At 65.6% G+C, this 22861-nt stretch carries 20 protein-coding genes; 7 read left to right on the top strand and 13 right to left on the bottom strand.

Annotated features, from left to right (window positions below):
* Window positions 1–509: 509 nt before the first annotated feature.
* From lnt to CH275_RS00895, 5 genes are all read right to left on the bottom strand, one after another.
* Window positions 510–2099 (bottom strand): apolipoprotein N-acyltransferase, encoded by a 1590-nt coding sequence (gene lnt / locus CH275_RS00915; protein WP_094674324.1) that lies wholly within the window; start codon window positions 2097–2099, stop codon window positions 510–512.
* Window positions 2089–3684: an amidohydrolase gene (locus CH275_RS00910; protein ID WP_094674322.1), complete on the bottom strand. Its 1596-nt coding sequence runs from the start codon at window positions 3682–3684 to the stop codon at window positions 2089–2091. The genes lnt and CH275_RS00910 overlap by 11 nt, the downstream gene beginning before the upstream one ends.
* A 17-nt stretch (window positions 3685–3701) precedes the next feature.
* Entirely contained in the window at window positions 3702–4238 is a 537-nt protein-coding gene (locus CH275_RS00905) for an FxsA family protein (RefSeq protein WP_094674320.1), read from the bottom strand.
* A gap of 81 nt (window positions 4239–4319) precedes the next feature.
* Entirely contained in the window at window positions 4320–4976 is a 657-nt protein-coding gene (locus tag CH275_RS00900) for a response regulator (RefSeq protein ID WP_094674318.1), read from the bottom strand.
* A gap of 16 nt (window positions 4977–4992) precedes the next feature.
* Window positions 4993–6153 (bottom strand): sensor histidine kinase, encoded by a 1161-nt coding sequence (locus CH275_RS00895; protein WP_094674316.1) that lies wholly within the window; start codon window positions 6151–6153, stop codon window positions 4993–4995.
* A gap of 17 nt (window positions 6154–6170) precedes the next feature.
* Between CH275_RS00895 and CH275_RS00890 the strand changes: the two genes are divergently transcribed.
* The 3 genes from CH275_RS00890 to CH275_RS00880 are packed head-to-tail and all read left to right on the top strand — an operon-like array spanning window position 6171 to window position 9839.
* Window positions 6171–6938 (top strand): TSUP family transporter, encoded by a 768-nt coding sequence (locus tag CH275_RS00890; RefSeq protein WP_094674314.1) that lies wholly within the window; start codon window positions 6171–6173, stop codon window positions 6936–6938.
* 10 nt (window positions 6939–6948) lie between these two features.
* The gene (locus CH275_RS00885; protein ID WP_094674312.1) at window positions 6949–8475 is read left to right on the top strand and encodes a TldD/PmbA family protein; all 1527 of its coding nucleotides are present in this window, start codon (window positions 6949–6951) and stop codon (window positions 8473–8475) included.
* Complete coding sequence (locus CH275_RS00880) at window positions 8472–9839, top strand: metallopeptidase TldD-related protein (protein WP_094674310.1); 1368 nt, start codon at window positions 8472–8474, stop codon at window positions 9837–9839. Before CH275_RS00885 ends, CH275_RS00880 begins: the two co-directional genes overlap by 4 nt.
* A gap of 12 nt (window positions 9840–9851) precedes the next feature.
* Here the strand turns inward: CH275_RS00880 and CH275_RS00875 are convergent, their stop codons facing one another.
* The 3 genes from CH275_RS00875 to cobN all read right to left on the bottom strand — a co-directional run bounded on the left by CH275_RS00875 (window position 9852) and on the right by cobN (window position 14368).
* Window positions 9852–10277 (bottom strand): VOC family protein, encoded by a 426-nt coding sequence (locus CH275_RS00875; RefSeq protein WP_094674629.1) that lies wholly within the window; start codon window positions 10275–10277, stop codon window positions 9852–9854.
* 86 nt (window positions 10278–10363) lie between these two features.
* Window positions 10364–10744, bottom strand: coding sequence for a PPOX class F420-dependent oxidoreductase (locus tag CH275_RS00870; protein ID WP_094674308.1), 381 nt, complete (start codon window positions 10742–10744; stop codon window positions 10364–10366).
* Window positions 10745–10762: 18 nt separating this feature from the next.
* Window positions 10763–14368 carry a cobaltochelatase subunit CobN gene (gene cobN, locus CH275_RS00865; RefSeq protein ID WP_094674306.1) on the bottom strand — a complete coding sequence of 1202 codons (3606 nt, stop codon included), beginning with the start codon at window positions 14366–14368 and terminating at the stop codon, window positions 10763–10765.
* A gap of 248 nt (window positions 14369–14616) precedes the next feature.
* Between cobN and cobG the strand changes: the two genes are divergently transcribed.
* Genes cobG through CH275_RS00850 form a run of 3 tightly spaced genes read left to right on the top strand, consistent with a single transcriptional unit; the run spans window position 14617 to window position 17918 of the window.
* On the top strand, window positions 14617–15747 hold the full coding sequence (gene cobG, locus CH275_RS00860) for a precorrin-3B synthase (protein WP_094674304.1): 1131 nt from the start codon (window positions 14617–14619) through the stop codon (window positions 15745–15747).
* Between the two features lie 54 nt (window positions 15748–15801).
* Window positions 15802–16428 carry a precorrin-8X methylmutase gene (locus tag CH275_RS00855; protein WP_094674302.1) on the top strand — a complete coding sequence of 209 codons (627 nt, stop codon included), beginning with the start codon at window positions 15802–15804 and terminating at the stop codon, window positions 16426–16428.
* The gene (locus CH275_RS00850) at window positions 16425–17918 is read left to right on the top strand and encodes a precorrin-2 C(20)-methyltransferase (protein ID WP_094674300.1); all 1494 of its coding nucleotides are present in this window, start codon (window positions 16425–16427) and stop codon (window positions 17916–17918) included. Before CH275_RS00855 ends, CH275_RS00850 begins: the two co-directional genes overlap by 4 nt.
* On the opposite strand, the gene CH275_RS00845 is transcribed toward CH275_RS00850, so the two are convergent.
* From CH275_RS00845 to CH275_RS00835, 3 genes are read right to left on the bottom strand one after another with little or no spacing between them, the layout of a single operon-like run.
* Window positions 17901–18665, bottom strand: coding sequence for a cobalt-precorrin-6A reductase (locus CH275_RS00845; protein ID WP_094674298.1), 765 nt, complete (start codon window positions 18663–18665; stop codon window positions 17901–17903). The two genes, CH275_RS00850 and CH275_RS00845, sit on opposite strands and share 18 nt — an antisense overlap.
* A complete protein-coding gene (gene cbiE / locus CH275_RS00840; RefSeq protein ID WP_094674296.1) occupies window positions 18644–19867 on the bottom strand; it encodes a precorrin-6y C5,15-methyltransferase (decarboxylating) subunit CbiE in 1224 nt (407 codons plus the stop codon). Before cbiE ends, CH275_RS00845 begins: the two co-directional genes overlap by 22 nt.
* Window positions 19867–20625 carry an SDR family NAD(P)-dependent oxidoreductase gene (locus CH275_RS00835; RefSeq protein ID WP_218828737.1) on the bottom strand — a complete coding sequence of 253 codons (759 nt, stop codon included), beginning with the start codon at window positions 20623–20625 and terminating at the stop codon, window positions 19867–19869. Before CH275_RS00835 ends, cbiE begins: the two co-directional genes overlap by 1 nt.
* Before the next feature lie 64 nt (window positions 20626–20689).
* On the opposite strand from CH275_RS00835, the gene CH275_RS00830 reads away from it, so the two are divergent.
* The gene (locus CH275_RS00830) at window positions 20690–21103 is read left to right on the top strand and encodes a TIGR03618 family F420-dependent PPOX class oxidoreductase (protein WP_094674294.1); all 414 of its coding nucleotides are present in this window, start codon (window positions 20690–20692) and stop codon (window positions 21101–21103) included.
* Window positions 21104–21123: 20 nt separating this feature from the next.
* Here CH275_RS00830 and CH275_RS00825 read toward each other — a convergent pair whose 3' ends face one another.
* Together CH275_RS00825 and CH275_RS00820 are read right to left on the bottom strand one after the other, a co-directional pair.
* Entirely contained in the window at window positions 21124–21702 is a 579-nt protein-coding gene (locus CH275_RS00825) for a nucleotidyltransferase family protein (RefSeq protein WP_094674292.1), read from the bottom strand.
* Entirely contained in the window at window positions 21699–22841 is a 1143-nt protein-coding gene (locus tag CH275_RS00820) for a M24 family metallopeptidase (protein WP_094674290.1), read from the bottom strand. The genes CH275_RS00825 and CH275_RS00820 overlap by 4 nt, the downstream gene beginning before the upstream one ends.
* Between the last annotated feature and the right edge of the window lie 20 nt (window positions 22842–22861).

Genomic DNA, 22861 nt, shown 5'->3' with positions numbered 1-22861 from the left:
CACACGTTCGATGTCTTGAAAGGGCTCGTACTTGTTCGTCGCGCATGGCCGAGCGGATTGAAACAGGGATCCAACCCGGTTTCTACCGCATCGACCGGACTCCGAGTTCGTAGAACGAATGTGCGTCGAAAAGCGCAATCATCGTCTTCTGTGGCACGAACTTCCCCTCCCCGGCCAGGTGTACGACCCGGACGCAATGTCGGCGTCGGTACTTCGATCCCAATACAACGTGTGGCCGGTGCTACCACGCCTGGCCATCCTCTGAAGCCTCACCCGAAAACACGTCCAGCGGCTTACAAAGATACAACATTGGCAGGAGGCTTTTGTGCGGTAGTCATAAGAAGCATCGACCACAACGTGCAGCCTGTTACAGGAGTTGCGGTGTGCGCCAGTCGAACGTCCGCTATTCGGTCGAACGAATGACGTGGGGGCCCATGAGGCACGCGCACCCTCGGACTTATCCGACCTCGAGACGTGAAATTCAATCGAATACAGACTCAGTGATTGTTTCAGTTGTTGGGCCGTCGACGCCCGAGCAGAAGCGGTACGCCCAGTGCAGCGATAGCGGCCAGGCCCAGGATGAGCTCGGATCCGGAGCCGAGCCGCGTGGCCACAGTGTGCGTTCGACGCAGTGCGACATCCGATACCAGCACATCTGCAGCGAACAGCGGAGTTTGCTGCAGTACGTCCCCGTCGGGCGAGACGACAGCACTGACGCCACTCGTCGCCGCCACGACGACGGTTCGTCCGTGCTCGACGGCCCGCACTCTGGACATCGCGAGTTGCTGGTAGGTCATTTCGGTGTCGCCGAAAGTCGCGTTGTTGGTAGGGATGGCAATGAACTCTGCTCCCGAGCTCACGGATTCTTCGAGCGCGCGATCGAATGCAACCTCGTAGCACGTGGCAATTCCGGCGGCTATTCCCGCGGCGTGTACGACTCCATTCCCGCTCCCCGGGACGAAATATCCCGCTCGATCGGCGTATTCCGAAAACAGTCGGAAAAAGCTTCGGTAGGGCAAGTATTCGCCGAACGGTTGAATTATCTTCTTGTCGTGCCGCTCACCCGGTCCGTCGCTACCGTTCCACGCAATGACGGAATTCGAGTTCGTGCCATCGGCATTGACCAGTACCGTGCCCACGAGGATCGGTGCACCGACCGCGACCGACGCTTGTGTGATGAGAGTCGCAGCGTCGCTGTTCCTCAGCGGATCGATATCGGAGGCGTTCTCGGGCCACACCACGAGATCCGGAGCAGCTTGCCTGCCTGCGTCGACCTCGGCGGCCAGTGCCATGGTCTCTCTGACGTGATTGTCGAGGACTGCTCGACGCTGAGCGTTGAAATCCAGACCGAGTCTCGGAACGCTCCCCTGCACCGCAGCGATGGTGACCGTCCGTCCGCCGTCTTCTGCCTCGTTGCTGTGCAGAGTCGGCAGAAGCGCCACTGCCACTACGGACGCGACGATCGTGGCAGCCACCGGACCGACAAAGGACTTCACGCCTTGTCGACGGGAGATCGCCACGAGCAGCGACGCCGATCCGGTGCCGGTCAGTGCCACCGCAAAACTGAGCAGCGGCGCACCTCCGATGCTTGCCAACGGCAGCAGCCAGCCCTCGGGTTGCCCGAACGCCAATCGGCCCCAGGGAAAGCCGCCGAAAGGAACACTGGACCGCAGCCACTCGGTCAGACTCCACGCGAGCGCCATGGACAGCGGCCACCAGGCAGTTCTCGCAGCCAGCACCCCGAGTATTCCGAACAATCCCACGAACACGGACTCGGCGGCAGCCAACGCCAACCACGGCATCGGGCCCACGTACACGCCGATCCACGGGAGCAGCGGAACGAAAAAGCCGAGGCCGGCGACATAGCCGTAGCCGAAGCCGGCTTTCAGCGACACCACCCGTCGTCCGCCGAACCCTGTGAGTACGAGCGCCAACAGTGCGATACCGAGGGGTGCCAGGAACCACAGGGTCCGCGGTGGAAAGCTGCCGAAGATCAGTGCGCCTGCCCCGGCCGAGAGCAGCGTGGACGAAGCAGCCCGGCGCAGCCGGGTACGCCGTGAGGGTGCTGCTTCGAGACTCGGCGCGTGCTCACTGCTCATGAATGACCCGCCCGCGATGCACGGTCATGGAACACCGTGGGCTCTCGGATGACGCCTCGAGGCTGGGCAACGGCGACACACCGGCGCGCGGATCGGTCGACCAGCGTTGGACGCTGTCCTTGGGGGCTCGGACGACGAGTTCGTCCACGTCCCACACAGCGAAGGAGGCAGGCGCGCCCGGCACCAGCGTGCCCGCCAGTCCGTCGCGGACGCCGCCTGCGCGCCACGCGCCACGCGTCGCGGCCGAGAACGCTGCGCGAGGCGAAACGGCACTGCCCGGGGTGCGATGGTTCACGGCAGCTCTCGTCGTAGCCCACGGATCCAGACGAGTGACCGGAGCATCCGAACCGAACGCCAACGAGACGCCGGCCGAGGCCAAGCGAGCGAACGGATGGAGCGCAGCTCCGCGTTCGGCACCCATCCGTGCGGCGTACAGCCCCTCCGCTCCGCCCCACAGCGCGTCGAACATCGGTTGCACGCTGGCGATCACGCCCCAGGAAGCCAGAAGATCGGCCTGCTCGGGCGTGACCATGGTCAGATGTTCCAGTCGGTGCCCACACGCGGCGACTGCGGGCGTTCCGAGTTCGGCCACGACGCGTGAGAACGCGGTGACGGTGGCCGTGACCGCTGCGTCGCCGATGACGTGGAATCCGGCTTGGATTCCGGCCGCGGTGCACGCCGAGATATGCGCGGCCATCGCGTCGACGTTCTCGTACGAGACGCCGGAACCGGGGTCGTCGGCGTAGGGCGTCGACAACCACGCGGTTCGCGAGCCCAGCGACCCGTCGACGAATATGTCACCGGCCAACCCGTGGGCACCGGTGTCGACGAGCATCTGCCGCGCCTGTTCGGGCGATTCGACCAACTCGCCCCAGTACCCGCGGATCTCGACCCCGTGCTCGGTGGCCATCAGCTCTCGAAAGTCGTCGACGCCCGACACGACCGGGCCCGCGCATTCGTGAACTGCGGCGATTCCCTGTGCGGCAGCACGGTCGAGCGCCGCCGAGCGGGCACGCTTCCGGACGTCAACGGTGATCATCGACCGGGCCGTCAGCCGCGCGAGATGATGGGCGGCGGCGGTGAGCGGGGCCTGCGGCGCGAATCCGGTGGCGGCGTCGATGCCCGACGCGGCCGCCCGCAGCGGAGTCGAGACGGCCGCCGAATGTGAATCGACGCGAGTGAGATACACGGGCCGTCCCGGCGCGGCGGCGTCGAGATCGGCCGTCGACGGCGGGCGATGTTCGGGCCACTGGGATTCGTCCCAACCGTGTCCCCACACGAGCGCCTCGGCCGACGAAGCAGCGTGCTCGCCGAGCAGGCGCATGCAGTCCAGGAGCGATCGGCAGTGAGAGAGATCCAGTCCGATCAAGGACAGACCCAAATCGGTGACGTGTACGTGCGTGTCGACGAACGCCGGTGCCACGAAAGAGCCGGCCAGGTCGGTGACGGGCACTCCGGGATGAAGCGCACGGCCGGTGCGATCCTCACCGATCCAACTGACGACTCCATCGGTCACGGCCATGGCGGTGGCATCGGAAGCCGTCGGACTGTAGATCCGTCCGCCGCAGAACAATTCGGTGGTCACGAACGACCAGTCTGCCCCTACCGGTGCGGCTTCCGGAAATCCCCGGTCGGCCGATCGACAGTGTCGGCCTCGATCACCTGGCCCTCGAGAATCGCAGCAGAACCGGAGGCTTTCGGTGCGCGGTCGCTGCCGTCCGCACGATCGTCGAGGATCTCGCCGTCGATGACGGTGGGGCGCATACGCCGCGTTGCAGTCGCAACCTGAGGCAGCCAGCGTGCCGCCGCCCACATCACCGCTGGGCGTAGGAGCCACCGGGTCGGCGGGATCAACAGCAGCAACCCGATCACCGTCGTCACCAGACCCGGCACGAACATCGCGACCGATCCTGCCGCGAACAGAGCGCCGTCGGCCACCGCTCCGCCGGCCGACCGCTCGCCTCGCGATGCACTGCGTAGACTGTCCAGCACGCGCCTACCTTGCGAGCGCACCAACAGTGAGCCGATCAGCGATCCGCCGATCAGCAACACGACGGTCCACAGCACACCGACAGCGCTTCCCACGGCGACCAGAGCAGCGACCTCGACGACGACATAGAGTACGAACAGAGCGAGCATGACGGTCCTTTCTTCGCTTCACCGGTACAACGACCGGGGCATCGAAATCGCTCCCGAAGTGCCCTGTTTGCCGGAAGATTCTCAGGAACCCGGTCGCACGAGACCAGTTTCGTAGGCCAGGACGACGGCCTGGACTCGGTCGCGGACTCCCAATTTCGTCAGGATCCGCCCGATGTGAGTTTTGACAGTCGCCTCGGACAGGTGCAGCACCGATGCGATCTCTGCGTTGGACAGGCCCGTGGCCAAGTGCACCAGGACTTCCCGCTCACGTCCGGTGAGTGCTTCGAGCACCGATGCATCGGTGCTCGAAACGGACTGTGCGACGAATCGTGAGAGGAGCCGCTTGGTGACCTTCGGTGAGACGACGGCATCGCCCGCCGCAACGCTACGAATCGCCGATACCAAATCCTCGGGGGGAGTGTCCTTGAGCAGAAATCCACTCGCTCCCGCCCGAAGCGCGCCCAGTACGTGCTCGTCGAGATCGAACGTCGTCATCACCAGAATCCGAGCGTCGGAACCGGATTCGGTGATGGTGCGAGTCGCCGCCACACCGTCGACGCCGGGCATTCGCACGTCCATCAACACCACGGCCGGCCCCAGCCTGGCCACGGCCTCGACAGCACCCGCACCGTCGGACGCCTCACCCACCACCTCGATGTCGTCCTGGGCCTCGAGCACCATGTTCAATCCCATGCGCATGAGTTCCTGGTCGTCCACGACGACAACGGTGATCGGCACCGATTCAACCTAGCCCTCAGTCGAGCGGCAGCGTTGCGCGCACGAGCCAATTGCCGCGCGGCGTTCGACCCGCATGCAGCGTGCCCTGCAGCACAGCCACTCGCTCACGCATCCCGAGGAGTCCGTGTCCGCCGCCCGCCGTCGACGAGGGTCCGCTCTCGGTGCCGTTGTCCGATATCTCGACGGTGACTGCCTCGTCCTCACGCACGACTTTCACCACGGCGCGCGGGGCGTGACCGGCGTGGCGTAGGACATTGGTCAACGATTCCTGCACCAATCGGTGGACTCCCAGACTGATCGCCGGACTGATGTCGTCGAGGTTCCCGGTCTGTTCGAGCTCGACGTTCAATCCGGCCCGCCCCATCATCTCGACGACGTGCGCGAGCCCGGCGGTGCCGTACTGGGGCATGTCGTCCGTGTCGGGTGACGTCCTCAGCAGCGCGACCGTCCGACGCAACTCGGCCAGGGCGAGCCGGCCGGTAGCGGAGATGTTTGCCACGGCCTGTTCTGCGCGCTCCGGATTGCGCCTGATCGCATACGAGGCCCCGTCGGCCTGCACCACCATGACGCTGACACCGTGGGCAACGACGTCGTGCAACTCCCGTGCGATACGCGTCCGTTCCATGAGTACGGCCTCCTCGGCGCGTCGATCCCGGTCGTACTCGGCCACGACCAGTCGAGCCTCCATCGCCTCGTCGTAGGCCCGCCGAGCACCGAGAAACTCAGCCGCGAGCCAGGACAGCGTGTAGAGAAGAGCGCCGAACAACACTGTCGTGAAAATCGGCTGGTCGAACAGCAGCATGGACGCTACCGAATACGCTCCGAGAGCAACGGCGTAGACGGCACCCTGAACTCGTCCTACGTACGCAACGAGTGTGTAGAGCATGATCGGCAGAGCCAGCGTCGCCGGGTGACCGTTGAATGCGTCGCCCGCCATGGCACCCGCAATATCGCACAGGCCCATGGCCACGAGAACGAACGATGCTACCGACCGAGGAAAGCGACGCCGCCACGCGACGGGTGCCGACAACACGACCGAGAAGAGGAGGAACAACGGCCCGTTCAGTCCATCGGCAGAACTGACGAACACTACCATCTCGACGAAGAACAGTCCTGCCGCCAGCAATGCATCCGCTATGAAGGGCTGCCCACGGAGCCACAGGCTGAAACGACGCATGTGATTGAGTTTGCCCCATGACTGTCGCGGACTGGGGACTGCTGTTGGTGGCCGCTACAGCAGCAGGTTGGGTCGACGCCGTGGTCGGTGGAGGCGGCCTGATCCTGTTGCCCGCAATCCTGCTCGTGGCACCACAACTGACGCAGCAGGCGGCACTGGCAACGAACAAGGCGACCGCTGTCTTCGGTACCGTGGCCGCGGTCGTCACATTCGCGCGGAAGGTCTCGCTGAACTGGACGGTGCTGGTCCCGGCCGGTGTCCTCGCAGCGGTGACCTCGGCCGCCGGCGCTGCTGCCGTCTCGCTGATCGACCGCGAGCTGTTCGTCCCGATCATCATGGTGGTACTCGTCGGCGTGGCAGTACTGGTGACGTGCCGCCCTACCATCGGTCGAACCGCTGCGCCGTCGCCGCCGACGCATCGCAAGGTTCTGATGGTCATCGGTCTCGCGGCCGCGGGGATCGGCTTCTACGACGGCATCCTCGGGCCCGGCACCGGCACATTCCTCATCATCGTGTTCGCCACGATGCTCGGAACGGAGTTCGTCCGCAGCGCCGCGATGGCCAAGGTGATCAACGTCGGATCGAACGTCGGTGCCCTCGCTTTCTTCGCCGTCACCGGCAGTGTGTACTGGCAGCTCGGCGCTGCCATGGCGGTGTGCAACGTCTTCGGTGCTGTCCTCGGGTCCAGGACAGCGGTGTCCAGAGGTGCCGGGTTCGTCAGGATCGTCCTACTCGTCGTCGTGGTGGGGATGGTTGTCCGACTCGGCTGGCAGCAGTTCGGCTAGCGTCGGTGCAGTGACGAGACAACCCGATCGGTCGGTCGATGCCGACTTCCTCGCCCTGCCCCTGCGGGACCTCGCGGATGCCGCGCTGAGCACAGCACGTTCGGCTGGAGCGACCCACGCCGATGTGCGTGTACAGCGCTTGACGACACAGGCGATCTCGCTGCGCGACGGCTCGGTTCAGTCGTCGGTCGATGCCGGTGAGATCGGGCTGGCAGTGCGGGTTGTGGTCGACGGCACCTGGGGCTTCGCCTCGCACGCAGAGTTGAGTACCGACGCGGCTGCAGTCACCGCCCGTAGAGCGGTGGAGGTTGCGACCGCCCTCCGTGCGCTCAATCGCGAACGGGTCGAACTCGCCCCCGAGCCGGTGTACTCGAATGCGACGTGGGTGTCGGAGTACGACATCGATCCGTTCGAGGTACCCACTGCCGACAAGGTGGGGTTGCTGGCCGAGTACTCGTCTCGTCTGGCCGCGTCGGACGGCGTCGACCATGTGACGGCAGCGGTGATGCAGGTCAAGGAGCAGTCGTTCTACGCCGACCTGGCCGGGAGCGCGATCACCCAGCAGCGGGTGCGTCTGCATCCCCAGTTCGAGGCCACCACGGTCGACCGCGCCGCCGGGGCGTTCGAGACCATGCGCACGCTCGCGCCACCCGTCGGGCGGGGCTGGGAATACCTGGGTGAGCGCAGCACATGGGACTGGGCCGACGAGCTGGCCCGCATTCCCGAGTGGCTGGCAGAGAAAGTGAAGGCGCCGTCCGTGGCGGCCGGACCAACGGATCTCGTCATCGATCCGACCAACCTGTGGCTCACGATCCACGAGTCGATAGGCCACGCAACGGAATACGATCGGGCCATCGGCTACGAGGCCGCCTACGCGGGCACTTCGTTCGCTACGCCCGACCAGCTGGGTACGTTGCGCTACGGATCGCCCATCATGCACGTCACTGCCGACCGAACCGAGATCAACGGCCTGGCCAGCATCGGTTACGACGACGACGGGGTGGCGTCGCAGAAGTGGGATCTGGTTCGCGACGGGACACTCGTCGGATACCAACTCGATCGCGTCTTCGCCCCCCGGCTCGGGCTCGAACGGTCCAACGGGTGCTCGTACGCGGATTCCCCCCATCATGTCCCGATCCAGCGGATGGCCAACGTGTCTCTGCAGGCCGATCCCGACACGGACCGCTCGACCGCCGACGTGATCGGGGCGGTCGAGGACGGCATCTACGTGGTCGGCGACAAATCCTGGTCGATCGACATGCAGCGCTACAACTTTCAGTTCACCGGACAACGCTTCTACCGCATCCGCAACGGTGTGCTCGACGGCCAGGTGCGCGACGTTGCGTATCAGGCGACGACCACCGATTTCTGGGGCTCGATGGAACTGCTCGGCGGAGCGTCCACCTGGCGACTGGGCGGTGCATTCAATTGCGGTAAGGCGCAACCCGGACAGGTGGCCGCCGTCAGCCACGGCTGCCCCGTCGCGCTCTTCCGTGGAGTCAACGTCCTCAACACCCGATCGGAGGCAGGTAGATGATCGCCGCACAGCTCGTGATCGAACGTGCACTCGCCTGCGCGAGTGTCGACGACACCATCGTCATCGTCACCGACTCGAGCGACGCCACGCTTCGGTGGGCCGGAAACTCCATGACCACCAACGGAATTGCGACGTCACGGCGCTGGGAGGTGGTCTCGATCGTGCGTGATTCCGATACTGCACGAGTGGGCACCGTGTCGTCGACGAGCGTCGACCCGTCGGATATCCAGGCCGTGGTTCGCGCGAGCGAAGCGGCGGCGCGATCGGCGGAGCCCGCCGACGACGCGATGCCCTTACTGCCTAGAGAGTCGGCCTCCGACCCGCAGGACTGGGACCGCCGAGCGCAACACACGTCGATCGATGTGTTCGGTTCGCTGGCAACGGAATTGAATGTCGGGTTCGACGGCCACGACGCGTTGTACGGATTCGCTCAGCATCGGGTCGACAACGTCTGGCTCGGAACCTCGACGGGCCTGCGTCGTACGTTCACGCAGCCGACCGGTTCGGTCGAGATCAACGGCAAGCGTTCCGGGGCCAGCGCGTGGGTCGGCACCGGGACCGTCGATTTCCGGGATGTGTCCGTCGGGACCATGCTGGACGAGCTGTCCACGCGACTCGGGTGGGCCGAGAACACCGTCGAGTTGCCCGCTGGTCGCTACGAGACTCTGCTTCCGCCGTCGGCCGTGGCGGACCTGATGATCTATCTGATGTGGACCATGGAAGGCCGCGGAGCGCAGGAGGGCCGTACCGGGCTCTCCCGTGCGGGCGGGACGCGAACGGGTGAGAAGCTGACGGATCTGCCGCTCACGTTGTACTCCGATCCTCACGCCTCCGGTCTCGAGTACGCCCCGTTCGTCGTTGCCGGGTCGTCCAGCGATTCGGTGTCGGTGTTCGACAACGGCATGGACATCGACCGCGTCGACTGGATCCGCGACGGATCGGTGTCCACCCTGTCCTACCCACGTGCATCGGCGCAGAAGTTCGGAGTTCCCGTCGCGGTGCCGGGTGAGAACCTCGTTCTGACGGGCGGCACGGACGTCGGTCTGGACAAGATGGTTGCCGATACAGAACGCGGATTGCTCCTGACGACACTCTGGTACATCCGGGAGGTCGACCCGACCTCGCTGCTGCTGACCGGCCTGACCAGAGATGGCGTCTACGCGATCGAGGACGGTCGGATCACCGGTGCAGTGAACAACTTCCGCTTCAACGAAAGCCCGCTGGATCTGCTACGACGCGTCACCGAGGCAGGAACGACAGAGGCGACACTGCCGCGCGAGTGGAAGGACTGGTTCACCCGCACAGCAATGCCGCCGCTACGCATTCCCGATTTCCATATGTCGTCGGTCAGCGCTGCACAGTAGTGCCCGTCCGAGCTACTTGTCGGGGCCTGAGAGTTCGAGGGCGATGTTGTCGGGGTCGCGGAACTCCAGGATGGACAGTCCGGGCCCGGCGTCCTTGATGCCCTCGTGCGCGATGCCGAGGTCGTCGAGCGTCTTCACGGCGTCCTCGAGCGCGGCGCGCGTGTCGACGGTGAAGCTGAGGTGATCGAGACCGCAACGGTCTTCGGCGAACGTGTCGTCGCTCGGTGCGACCGGGCGCAGACCGAGCAGCCCACCGCCGAACTTGTAGATGACTCCGCCGAAGAGGAACCACAGAGCCTTCTTGGTCTCCTCGTCCGCGTCGGGATCCCAGGCGTATGCGACGTCGAAGCCGAATACCGAGTCGTAGAACGACCGGGACCGGTCGATGTCGCTGACGGTCAGGCGTACATGGTTGTAGTCGGTCACTGCGATTGGCACGTGGTGCTCCATTCCGGCAGCAGGGGAAGCTGCCTCACAAAGCATTCGGAACCGTGCATACGAGCGATGGTGCCGACTTTCGCTACTCAGGCGGCGGTGATCGCCAGACCCACGGAACCGCTCTTGCCGCGACGCAACACACTGCCTTTGACCGTGAGCCAGCCGATGATGCCGTACTTCGATGCGATCGCCGCTCGCGCTTTTTCGGTCTCGACCGAGTCGAGAATCTCTGCGGTGGCCTCGACCGCGTCGCCCTGAGGGTTGCCGCGCATGTCGCACGGCGCAAGGGTGACCCTCGGATTCCTGCGAATCCGTTTGACCTTCCACGAATCTGCGACCGTCCACACGAGCAGTCGATCACCGTCGAGGGCACCCCACAGCGGTGTCGGCACCCCGGTGCCGTCCTTCTTGAACGTCGTCAGCAGTACGTACTTGCCCTTGGCAATGTCTTCGAACGTGGCGGCCATACTGCTCAGAGTACGTCGCTACTCCCCTTCGAGCTCGCCCTCGGTTTCCAGGTACACCTGGCGCAACCCGTCGAGAACCTGCTTGTCCGGCTCGGCCCACATCTTTCGTTCGGCCGCTTCGAGCAGCCGCTCCGCGATACCGTGCAGCGCCCACGGATTGGACTGCTGCATGAACTTCTGGTTCTGCTCGTCGAGTACGTACGTCTCGGCCAGCTTCTCGTACATCCAATCCTGGACGACGTCGGTCGTCGCGTCGTAGCCGAACAGGTAGTCCACCGTCGCTGCCATCTCGAACGCGCCCTTGTATCCGTGCCTGCGCATGGCCTCGAGCCACCGCGGGTTCACCACCCGGGCTCGGAACACCCGCGCGGTCTCCTCCGACAGGGTGCGCGTGCGCACCGATTCCGGGCGCGTGCTGTCGCCGATGTATGCCTCGGGCGACTTTCCGGTCAGCGCACGCACGGTCGCGACCATGCCGCCGTGGTACTGGAAGTAGTCGTCGGAATCGGCGATGTCGTGCTCGCGCGTATCGGTGTTCTTGGCGGCGACGGCAATGCGCTTGTAGGCGGTGCGCATGTCGTCCGAAGCGGGCACGCCGTCGAGACCGCGGCCGTACGCGAAGCCGCCCCAGGTGGTGTACACCTGTGCGAGGTCGTCGTCGCTGCGCCAGGTCTTGCTGTCGATCAGCTGAAGCAAGCCGGCACCGTACGTTCCCGGCTTGGAGCCGAAGATCCTTGTCGTGGAACGTCGTTCGTCGCCGTGCTCGGCAAGATCGGCCTGTGCATGTGCTCGGACGTAGTTCTGCTCGGCCGGCTCGTCCAACGCGGCAACCATCCGGACTGCATCGTCGAGCAGAGCCAGCACATGAGGGAAGGCGTCGCGGAAGAAGCCGCTGATCCGGACCGTCACGTCGATGCGGGGTCGGCCGAGCTCGACGAGATCGATCACCTCGAGCCGAGTGACTCGGCGCGATGCTTCGTCCCACACCGGTGACACGCCCAACAGTGCGAAGACTTCGGCAATGTCGTCGCCGGAGGTCCGCATCGCGGACGTGCCCCACACCGACAAACCGACCGACTTCGGCCACTCCCCGTGATCCTGAAGGTAGCGAGCGAGCAACGACTCCGCCATCGCCTGACCGGTCTCCCACGCCAGTTTCGACGGCACGGCCTTCGGGTCGACGGAATAGAAGTTGCGCCCGGTAGGAAGCACATTGATCAGTCCGCGCAGCGGTGAACCGCTCGGCCCTGCCGCGATGAACCCGCCGTCGAGCGCGTGCAATACCTGCTCGATCTCGCGTGAGGTTCCGCGCAGACGCGGTACCACCTCGGCTGCGGCGAACTCGAGAATTTCTGCCACCACGGCACCGTGCTCGCCCGCCACCCGTGCGGCCTCTGCGGGATTCCACTGCGTGGCCTGCATGGCCGCGACCAGACCGTGCGCCACCGCCTCGATGGTGTCGACGCGCGTGCGTTCCTCGTCGCCGTCCTCGCTGAGCCCGAGAGCCTCGCGAAGTCCGGGGACCGTCTGCTCACCGCCCCACATCTGCCGAGCACGCAGCATCGCCAGCACCAGCTCGACCTCGGCATCACCGACGGGTTCCTGGCCCAGGATGTGCAGCCCATCTCGGATCTGCACGTCCTTGATCTCACACAGCCATCCGTCGACATGCAGCAGCATGTCGTCGAACACCTCCTCGTCGGGGCGTTCCTCGAGTCCGAGGTCCTTGTGCATCTGCGCCGCGGTCATCAGGGTCCAGATCTGCTGTCGGATTGCGGGCAGCTTGGCAGGGTCGAGTGCCGAGATGTTCGCGTGCTCGTCGAGCAGTTGCTCGAGCCGGGAGATGTCTCCGTAACTCTCCGCACGCGCCATCGGCGGAATCAGGTGATCGACGAGAGTGGCGTGGGCTCGACGTTTGGCCTGCGTGCCCTCCCCCGGGTCGTTGACGAGGAACGGATAGATCAGTGGCAGATCTCCCAGCGCCGCGTCGGTTCCGCAGGAAGCCGACATACCGAGTGTCTTGCCCGGCAGCCACTCCAGGTTGCCGTGCTTGCCCAGGTGCACCATTGCGTCGGCACCGAAGCCGCCGTCGGCCTGGGTAGCCGAGATCCACCGGTAGGCCGCCAGATAGTGGTGGCTCGGCGGCAGATCAGGGTCGTGGTAGATCGCAACCGGCTTCTCGCCGAACCCCCGCGGCGGCTGCACCATGATCACGACGTTGCCGAATTGCATTGCAGCGATCACGATCTCACCGTTCGGATCGGCCGAACGATCGACATACAGATCGCCCGGTGCCGGGCCCCAATGCTCGACGACGCCGTCTCGGAGATCCGCGGGGAGCTGCTCGAACCAGGTTCGGTACTGCGCCGCCGAGATGCGAATGGGGTTGCCCTCGAGCTGAGCGTCCGTGAGCCAGTTGGGATCCTGGCCACCGCGGGCGATCAAAGCGTGAATGAGTGCATCACCGTCGCGAGCGGCCAGACCGGGTACCGAGTCCGTGCCGTCGAGCGGGCCGAGGTCGTAACCGGCAGTGCGCATGTCCGACATCAACGCGATCGCGCTGGCCGGAGTGTCGAGGCCGACGGCGTTGCCGATCCGCGCGTGCTTGGTGGGATAGGCCGAGAACATCAGAGCGATGCGTCGGTCGGCTGCCGGGATGTGCCGTAGCCGGGCGTGCCTGACTGCGATGCCGGCGACGCGCGCTGCTCGCTCGTGGTCCGGAACGTACGTGGTCAGGCCGTCGTCGTCGATCTCCTTGAACGAGAACGGAACCGTGATGAGCCGGCCGTCGAATTCCGGTACCGCGACCTGTGTGGCCACGTCGAGCGGGGAGAGGCCGTCGTCGTTCTGGGACCACGTCGCGCGAGAGCTCGTCAGGCACAGACCCTGCAGGATCGGGACGTCGAGAGCCGCGAGTTCGGCGACGTCCCAGGCTTCGTCGTCCCCGCCTGCCGACGCTCCGGCCGGTTTGGTGCCGCCTGCTGCCAGCACCGTGACGACCAGGGCATCTGCGGACTTCAGGGTCTCGAGCAGGTCGGCTTCGGCCGTACGCAGCGACGCGCAGTAGATCGGGAGGGCCGTGGCTCCGGCGTTCTCGACAGCCGTCGCGAGAGCGTCGATGTAGTGGGTGTTTCCGGCCAGGTGCTGGGCGCGGTAGTACAGGATCGCCACCGTCGGACCGTCGGAGTGCTGCGCGGAGCTTCGCTCGAGGTGGCCCCACGTCGGCAGGTGCCGCGGCGCGTCGAAACCGTGTCCGGTCAGCAGCACGGTGTCGGAGAGGAAGTTGTACAGCTGACGAAGGTTGTCCGATCCGCCCTCGGCCAGATAGTTGTGCGCCTGCGCCGCGACGTTCGCAGGTACCGTCGAGAGCTCCATCAGATCTGCGTCAGGAGTCTGCTCACCGCCGAGAACGACAACCGGAAGCCCGGTGGCGAGTACGGCGTCGATGCCCGCCTCCCACGAGCGCCGCGATCCCAGGATGCGGACGATGATCAGCTCGGCCGATTCGGCCATCGCCGGAATGTCCTGCGCCAGCAGGCGGGAGGGGTTACCCCAGGTGAAATCGGCTCCACTGGCACGGGCACTGAGCAGATCGGTGTCCGACGTGGACAGCAGCAAGAACACGAGTAACGCCCTCCTCGGGGGTTTTCGCGCCCCCGACTTCGGTAGTTCGAATGATCGGTGAATCTTCTCTTCGGCTCGTCGGTGAGAGGGTCTGACTTCGGTCCGTGCACGCGAACTGCAGGGGCCGTCACAGTGGCGCGACCGTTCCGGATTCTCACCGGCTTCCTCCCGGCCTGAGCCGTGTCGAACGAATGCTACCGGTGTGAGCACGACATCGGTTCATCTGTTGCGCTTGTAGCCTGGAGTACATGAGTTCGTCTGAAAGGCCGGTGTCCGACGGCTGCCCCGGAGCGCTGACGACCCACCTGGCCGCGGACGGGCCGTTGGCGCGAGTCCGGCTGCCGGGTGGCGTGGTGTTGCCGGACCAGTTGCAGGTTCTGGCTCGGGCGGCCGACGAGCTGGGTGACGGCACGTTGGAGCTGACCTCGCGAGGCAATCTCCAGGTACGGGCGGTCTCGGACCCGGAAGGCTTTGCCGGCAGATTGGCCGAGGCAGGTTTGCTGCCGTCCGCGACGCACGAACGCGTGCGCAACATCCTCGCCTCACCCCTCTCGGGCCGGTTGGCCGGTCTCACCGATGTGCGTGGGCTCGTGGATGAACTCGACACGGGCCTGTGTGCGCGCCCTGACTTGGCCCAGCTGCCAGGTAGGACGCTGTTCGCTCTCGACGACGGCCGGGGCGACCTGTGCGGACTCGAACCTGACTTCGGCGCCTACGCGCAGCCCGACGGGTCGTACGCGGTGCTGTTGGCGGGACGGGACAGCGGAGTTCGCGTGGACCGCGACAGGGTGGTCTCGACACTGCTGAACTGCGCCGAAGCCTTCGTGGAACTGCGGCAGAACGAGTGGAGAGTTGCCGAACTCGACGACGGGGTGAACCGCATCGTCGACCGTCTCGTACTCGCTACCGGCCCCGCTCTGACGCTGCCAGAGCCGCTGGAGGTGCCGCCGATCGGATGGCTCGATCAGGACGACGGGCTGGTGGCGTTGGCAGCTGGACTTGCCAACGGCGTTATGGGCGCACGCTTGGCCGAGTTCCTCGCCGCCATCGACCGACCGGTGATCATGACTCCGTGGCGGTCGCTGATCGTGTGTGATCTGGACGAGGAACCCGCCGAACAGGTTGTACGCGTGCTGGCGCCTATGGGCCTGATCTTCGACGCGGCGTCGCCATGGATTCGGGTGAGCGCGTGTACCGGATTGCCAGGCTGCGAGAAATCGCGGGCGGACGTGCGAACCGACCTCGCAGCGGCTGTGGAGGCTCGGATGACTCCGCGTGACGAGCGGCAACACTGGTCCGGGTGCGAACGGCGCTGTGGGCGGCCCAAGGGTGAGGTCACCGACGTCATCGCGACCGGAATCGGCTACCGCGTGTCCTGACGGCACCGAGACCGGCTTCCTGCTGAGGTGCCCCTCTCCCCTATCGTGACACGCATGCACGACTACGTCCGCGACGGTGCGGAGATCTATCGACAATCATTTGCGACCATCCGATCCGAAGCCGATCTGTCTCGGTTCGCACCGGATGTCGCCCAGGTCGTCGTGCGCATGATTCATGCGGTCGGAGAGATCGACCTGACCGACACCATCGGATTCACCCCCGGCGTCGTGACATCTGCACGCGCGGCGCTGAACTCGGGCGCTCCCGTTCTGTGCGACGCCAACATGGTCGCCGCCGGCATCACTCGTCGCCGACTGCCCGCCGACAACGAAGTGCTGTGCACCCTGTCGGATCCTCGGGTACCGGATCTGGCTCGGAGTATGGGCACCACGAGAACCGCTGCCGCGCTGGAGTTGTGGGGCGACAAACTCGATGGAGCAGTCGTCGCCATCGGAAACGCGCCGACGGCGCTGTTTCACCTGATGGAGCTGCTCGCTGCCGGGGCCCCGAAACCCGCAGCCATCGTCGGCGGCCCGGTCGGATTCATCGGCGCAGCGGAGTCGAAGGAAGATCTGATCGCAGCCGACCTCGGCGTGGAGTACCTGGTCGTCAGAGGTAGACGTGGTGGCAGTCCCATCACCGTCGCCGCGGTCAATGCGATTGCGAGTGAACAGGAATGAACGCAACCGGAAAACTGTGGGGAGTCGGTGTCGGTCCGGGCGACCCGGAATTGTTGACCGTCAAGGCTGCTCGGGTGATCGGCACCGCCGATGTGGTTGCGTTCCACAGTGCACAACACGGCCGGAGCATCTCCCGCGAGCTCGCGGCCGGTTACATGCGTGACGGGCAGATCGAGGAACATCTCGTCTATCCGGTGACCACCGAGACCACAGCGCACCCCGGTGGCTATCAAGGTGCGATCGACGAGTTCTACGAAGCTGCGGCTGCGCGTCTGGCGGCCCACCTCGATGCCGGTCGCTCCGTTGTTCTTCTTGCCGAGGGTGATCCGCTGTTCTACAGCTCGTACATGCACATGCACAAGCGATTGTCCGATCGATTCGAGGTCGAGATCGTGCCCGGGGTGACCTCGGTCAGCGCCGCGTCGGCCGCACTGGCGACTCCGCTCGTGGAGCGAGACGAGGTGTTCACCGTGCTTCCCGGCACGCTCCCCGCGGATGAGCTCGCGCGGCGATTGCGCGGCACCGATGCCGCCGTCATCATGAAACTCGGCCGGACCTATCCCACGGTGCTCGACGCACTCGAGCGTTCCGGTCGACTCGACGAAGCACGTTACGTCGAACGGGCCAGCACACCCGATCAGCGAGTGCTCGACGCCGTCGACGCCGACAACGTGCCGTACTTCTCGATGATCGTGGTACCCAGCCCGTCGAACCGAGCCGAAACGTCCACCAGCACGGGTGAAGTGGTCGTCGTCGGACTCGGTCCAGGTGACGACGCGTGGACGACCGACGAGGTCCGCGCCGAACTGGCCGCCGCCACCGATCTGGTCGGCTACGTCACCTACATCGATCGGGTTCCTACGAGGCCAGGGCAGATTCGGCACGCCAGCGACAACAAGGTCGAGTCCGAACGTGCCGCCTTCGCACTCGACCTCGCCAAGCAGGGACGCCGTGTCGCCGTGGTGTCCTCGGGGGATCCGGGTGTCTTCGCGATGGCGACCGCGGTCATCGAGGTTGCTGCCGAACAACAGTGGAGTTCGGTGCCGGTACGAGTGGTACCGGGAATGACGGCAGCCAATGCTGTTGCCAGCCGTGTCGGCGCGCCGCTCGGACACGATTACGCCGTCATCTCCCTCTCCGATCGCCTCAAGCCCTGGGACGTGGTGGCCCGACGGCTCTCGGCAGTGGCCGAAGCCGATATGGCGATCGCGATCTACAACCCCGCGTCGAAATCGCGGACCTGGCAAGTCGCGGCCATGAAAGATGTTCTGCTCGAACATCGCTCACCGGAGACGCCGGTGGTGATCGGGCGAGCGGTGGGGAGCGCACAGGAATCGGTGCACACCGTGCCGCTCGGCGAACTCGATCCCGAGTCGATCGACATGCGGTGCCTGCTCATCGTCGGCTCCTCGATGACGACGGTGGTGGAGACGGGAAGCGGGCCGAAGGTGTTCACCTCCCGCCGGTACCCGTCAGAGGGCAGCGCGTAGCCGCTCGCTCAACCAGTCCACCGCGGCTGCGATGTCGCACACCGTCGGTGCCGAGCCGGTTCGCGCGGGACGGTCGACCATCAGCACCGGGATCGAGGCCGCACGTGCCGCATCGAGTTTGGCTCGCGTCATGTCCCCACCGCTGTTCTTGGTGATCAACAGATCGATTCGATTGTCTGCGAGAACCATCGACTCGTGATCGATGTCGAAGGGACCTCGGTCGAGCAGAAGTTCCATGTTCGACGGCATCGGACCGGTCGGAGGGTCGATCGCTCTGACCAGAAACCACGAGTGATCGACACTCGCGAAATGGTGCACACCTTGCCTGCCTGTCGTGAGGAACACCCTGCTGCCGGGGGTGATCGACGCTGCCGCGTCGGGCAGGGAGGCGACCGCGGCCCATCGATCACCCTCGTCCGCCGTCCACGGTCGCCGCGTCAGTACGAGCAGCGCGACTCCCGTTGCGCTGGTGGCATACTCGGCATGGGCGCCGATGGTCGACGCAAACGGGTGTGTCGCGTCCACCACGACGTCGATTGCGTTGTCTCGCAACCACACTGCCAGGGCGTCCGATCCACCGAAGCCTCCCACCCGAGTCCGACCGATGGGGAGTACGGGCTCCGCGACGCGTCCCGCCAGCGAGGTGATCGTCTCGATCCCCTGCACCGTGTCCAGAGCAGCCGCAAGTTCCCGCGATTCGGAGGTGCCACCCAGAATAAGAACTTTCACCGCTTGACCGCACTCCATTGCGTGACCGGCAGCTGCGGTCTCCACGTGGTGAACGCGCCCAATGACTCACTGCGGTAGATCTGGAATCTGCGGAGGTCTCCGCCGTACTTCGCAGCCGCGGCGACGAGCAACGAATCCGATTCGGCGGTAACCGAATTGGCCACCACCCGGCCACCGGTGCGGACCGCCTTCCAGCACGCCTCGAGCATGTCGGTACCGGTCAATCCACCACCGATGAACACCGCGTCCGGTGCCGCGTCCGCGACCGCGGCGAAACTCTCCGGGGCGCCGCCGCGCACGATGAGTCCCGGAACTCCCAGGCGCAGGGCGTTGGTCTCGATCTGCTCACGACGCGCCTGCGAACTCTCGAACGTCACTGCGCGACAGGATCCGTCGGTCCGCATCCATTCGATGGCGATCGTTCCCGATCCGCCGCCGATGTCCCACAGCAGTTCTCCGGGCGCAGGAGCCAACGCGCCCAGGGTCAGCGCTCGAACCTCCTGCTTGGTCATCTGACCGTCACCGGTGTACGCGGAATCGGCCAGGCCGGGAACTCTCGTGAGTCGGGGGGCGTGAGCATCTCGCACACACTCGAGCGCTATGACGTTGAGGGCATCGGTGTCGCCGAAGTCCGACTCTCGCGCGAGCCCGACGGTGACCCGTTCGTCCGGCCCGCCGAGCTGCTCGAGCACCGTCATCGTGCTGTCCCCGAAACCGTTGTCGGACAACATCCTCGCCACCTCACCCGGTGTGCTGCTCCCCCGGCTCAACACGATCACCCGACGGCCGTCGGCCAGGTCCGGCAACAGCGTCTCGATCGGGTTGTTCACCAGAGACACCGTCGTGGTGTGGTGGAGCGCCCAACCCAGTCGTGCGCATGCCAACGACACGGAAGACGGTGCCGGGTGCACGCGTAGCCGCTCGGCGCCGAACTCCCGCGCCAACGTCACCCCGATGCCATGGAACATCGGATCCCCGCTGGCCAACACACAGACATCGGCACCCACACAGGCGTCGAACATCGACCGCAGATTCGGCAACAGTGGAGTCGGCCACGTCCTGGCCTCGGTGCAGTGCTCTCGAACGCTCGCGATCTGGCGGGCGGAGCCGAACACCACATCTGCCTGCTCGACGGCCGTGCGAGATGCGTTCGACAGTCCGTCCCAGCCGTCCGCGCCTACCCCGACGACGACGATCGGGCGCGGCGTCGGTGGCACCATCAGCGGGGCATCCTGCGCCAGAGCCCTTGTGGGAGCAGGCGCATGGCGAAGAAGACCGGTCTGAGGGTGCCCGGGATCCAGACGCTGTTCCGGCGCTTGCGCAACGCGGCAACAACACCGTCGGCGACCTGATCGGGCGTGCTCGACATCGGGGCCGGGTCCATCCCCTCGGTCATGGACCCGATGACGAACCCGGGGCGGGCGAGTAGGAGGTGCACTCCGCTGCCGTGCAACGAATCGCTCAATCCGCTGGCGAATCCGTCGAGTCCGGCTTTCGCGGACCCGTAAACGTAGTTGGCGCGTCGCACTCGAACACCCGCCACCGAGGAGAACACAACGACGTCGCCGCTCCCCTGTGTTCGTAGAAGCTTGGCGGCGTGCGTCAGAACCGAGACCTGAGCCAGGAAGTCGGTGGTGATGACATCGAGGGCATGCTGGGCGTCGTCCTCGGCTCGTGCTTGGTCGCCGAGAATGCCGAAGGCGAGAACCACGATGCCTATCGGACCGTGTTCTCGGGCCACCTCGCGCAGGAGTTCGGCGTGGGAGTCCATCGCATTCGCGTCGAACTCGATGACGTCCACAGAAGTAGCACCTGCTTGCTCCACCCGCGAACGCTGCATCGCCAGGTCCGTGCTGCGTCGAGCTGCCAGTACGACGGTTCGTCCCGGTGCCAGCCGGGTGGCGACCTCGAGCCCGATCTCACTTCTTCCGCCCAGCAGCAACAGCGTTCCGGCCGCGGGTTCTGCTCGTCTGCTCACACCGACCAGTCTGGCCGATCGAACCCATCTCGTGGCAGTCGGGGCACGTCACTACAGTCGGGTTATGGCCGCACAACCCGCTGACGCGACTTCGCTCACCGACGACGCAATCGAATTCCTCACCGAGCGGCACCTTGCCACGCTGACGACACTGCGCCCGGACGGAACCCCGCACGTCGTGGCGGTCGGCTTCACCTACGACGGCGACGCGCAGATTGCCCGAGTCATCACCAACGACGTGTCGCAGAAGGCGATCAACGCCGGTCGCGGAGCGTACGCGGCCGTGACTCAGATCGACGGTGCCCGCTGGCTGACGCTGGAGGGGCCGGCTGCGGTGCGGAACGATCGAGAATCCGTCGTCGATGCCGAGAATCGCTACGCCAAGCGCTACCGCGTACCGAGGGAGAACCCCACCCGCGTCGTCATCGAGATCAAGGTGCAACGCGTACTGGGCAGCCGCTCATTGCTCGATCGCTGACGAGAGCCGCCGCCTCGACCTCACGGCCAGGGAAGAACGGTCAGATTCGGCCATTCGGTCGTCCACCGGGCGGCCTTGGTCTCGTACACCTGCCGCATCGGCAACCGCGGGTTCGGCCGCACGATTCCCGCGAAGAGATCGTCGAATCCGTGTGGCGCGTACACGGTATCCGTTCCGCCCCGGTCGGTGGTGATGCCGAAGCAGCACGTGGTGGAGACGAAGTGATCGATCGCATCCTCGGTACTTCGGTACGGAGCGATCGCAGTGCCGAAATGCTGTTCGTACCACAGGTGTACACGTGCCTCGTTGCGTACTTCGACGTCGACACCGAGGTCGGCGAACACCGAGGCGGCGGCCTCGATCACGTCGTTCTCCGCGTCGTAGGACAGATCGGAGTCGTCGAAGTAGAAGAAGTCGTAGTCCCGGATTCCTGCCTGTGGGTTCCGGTCTGCCAGATGGTTCCATACCGTTTGGAACAGGCCACCTGCCGTCAGGTACCACCCGGGAAGCTTCAGCTGCGGTGCACGTCGAAGTATCTCGGCGACAGCAGGATTGGATCGAACGATCGAGACGAATTCGGCCTCGCCTCGATTCGTCACGCCGGCAGGACGGCCAGGCCGTGCGGTCGGAGGTTGACCGATTCGCAGCCGTCCTCGGTGACGACGACGATGTCCTCGATGCGCGCACCCCACTGTCCTCGGAAGTAGATTCCGGGCTCGATGCTGAAGGCCATCCCTTCGGTCAGCGTGATGTCGTTGCCCGCAACGATGTACGGCTCCTCGTGGACCGACAGGCCGATCCCGTGACCGGTGCGGTGCAGGAACGCCTCGCCCAGACCGGCGTCGACCAGGACGTCGCGGGCGGCCGCATCGATCGACTGTGCCGTCACCCCCGGCACCACCGCATCGACCGCTGCCTGCTGCGCCCGCTCGAGCACCGCGTATTGCTCGGCGATCTCCGCCGACGGCTCGCCGAGGCTGTAGGTGCGGGTCGAGTCGGAGTTGTATCCCGGCGCAACGGGCCCACCGATGTCGATCACGACGATGTCTCCTGCCTCGACAACCCGATCGGAGACCTCGTGGTGCGGATCGGCACCGTGGGGACCGGACCCGACGATGATGAATTCGGGTGCGGTGTGGCCCTCTTCGACGATGGCGGCGGCGATGTCTGCAGCGATCTGTGCTTCGGTGCGGCCGACCCGAAGCCATTCGCCCATCCGGGCGTGCACGCGGTCGATGGCGTATCCGGCCCGGCGCAAAGCATCGATCTCGGCCTCGTCCTTGACCATCCGCAGTTCACGGAGCACGTGCGTGGCCAACACCGGCACGGTCCCGAACACCTCGGCCAGCGGCACGAAATGAAGCGCGGGCATCGCGTCGGCGACGGCCGTTCTGGTTCCGGCCGGAACCGCAGCAGCCACCAGTGCGTACGGATCGACGCCGTCCACCCAATCGACGAGGTCCAGCGACAGATCCTGCGCCGCCGAATCGCCGAGCGCGGCAAGCTCGAGCCGCGGTACGACGACACTGGGAGTGCTGCCGTCGGCCGGTACGACCAGGGCAATGAGCCGCTCGAACGAACTGGCCTTCGAGCCGATCAGATACTGCAGATCCGGACCCGGGGTGATCAGCAGGGCGTCCAGACCCGCGTCCGCTGTCAGGCGCGCGGCTCGCGCGAGCCGCGAGGCATAGACGTCGCTGGAGAAACGTGAGGAACTGACCGAAGAATCGACACTCATCCCTCCAGGCTAACGCCGTA

Origin of the sequence: Rhodococcus sp. 06-235-1A (assembly GCF_002258785.1) — a bacterium.
Taxonomy (GTDB): domain Bacteria; phylum Actinomycetota; class Actinomycetes; order Mycobacteriales; family Mycobacteriaceae; genus Rhodococcoides.
Note: the sequence above shows the minus strand (reverse complement) of the source record. Positions and strands in the feature narration are given on the sequence as shown.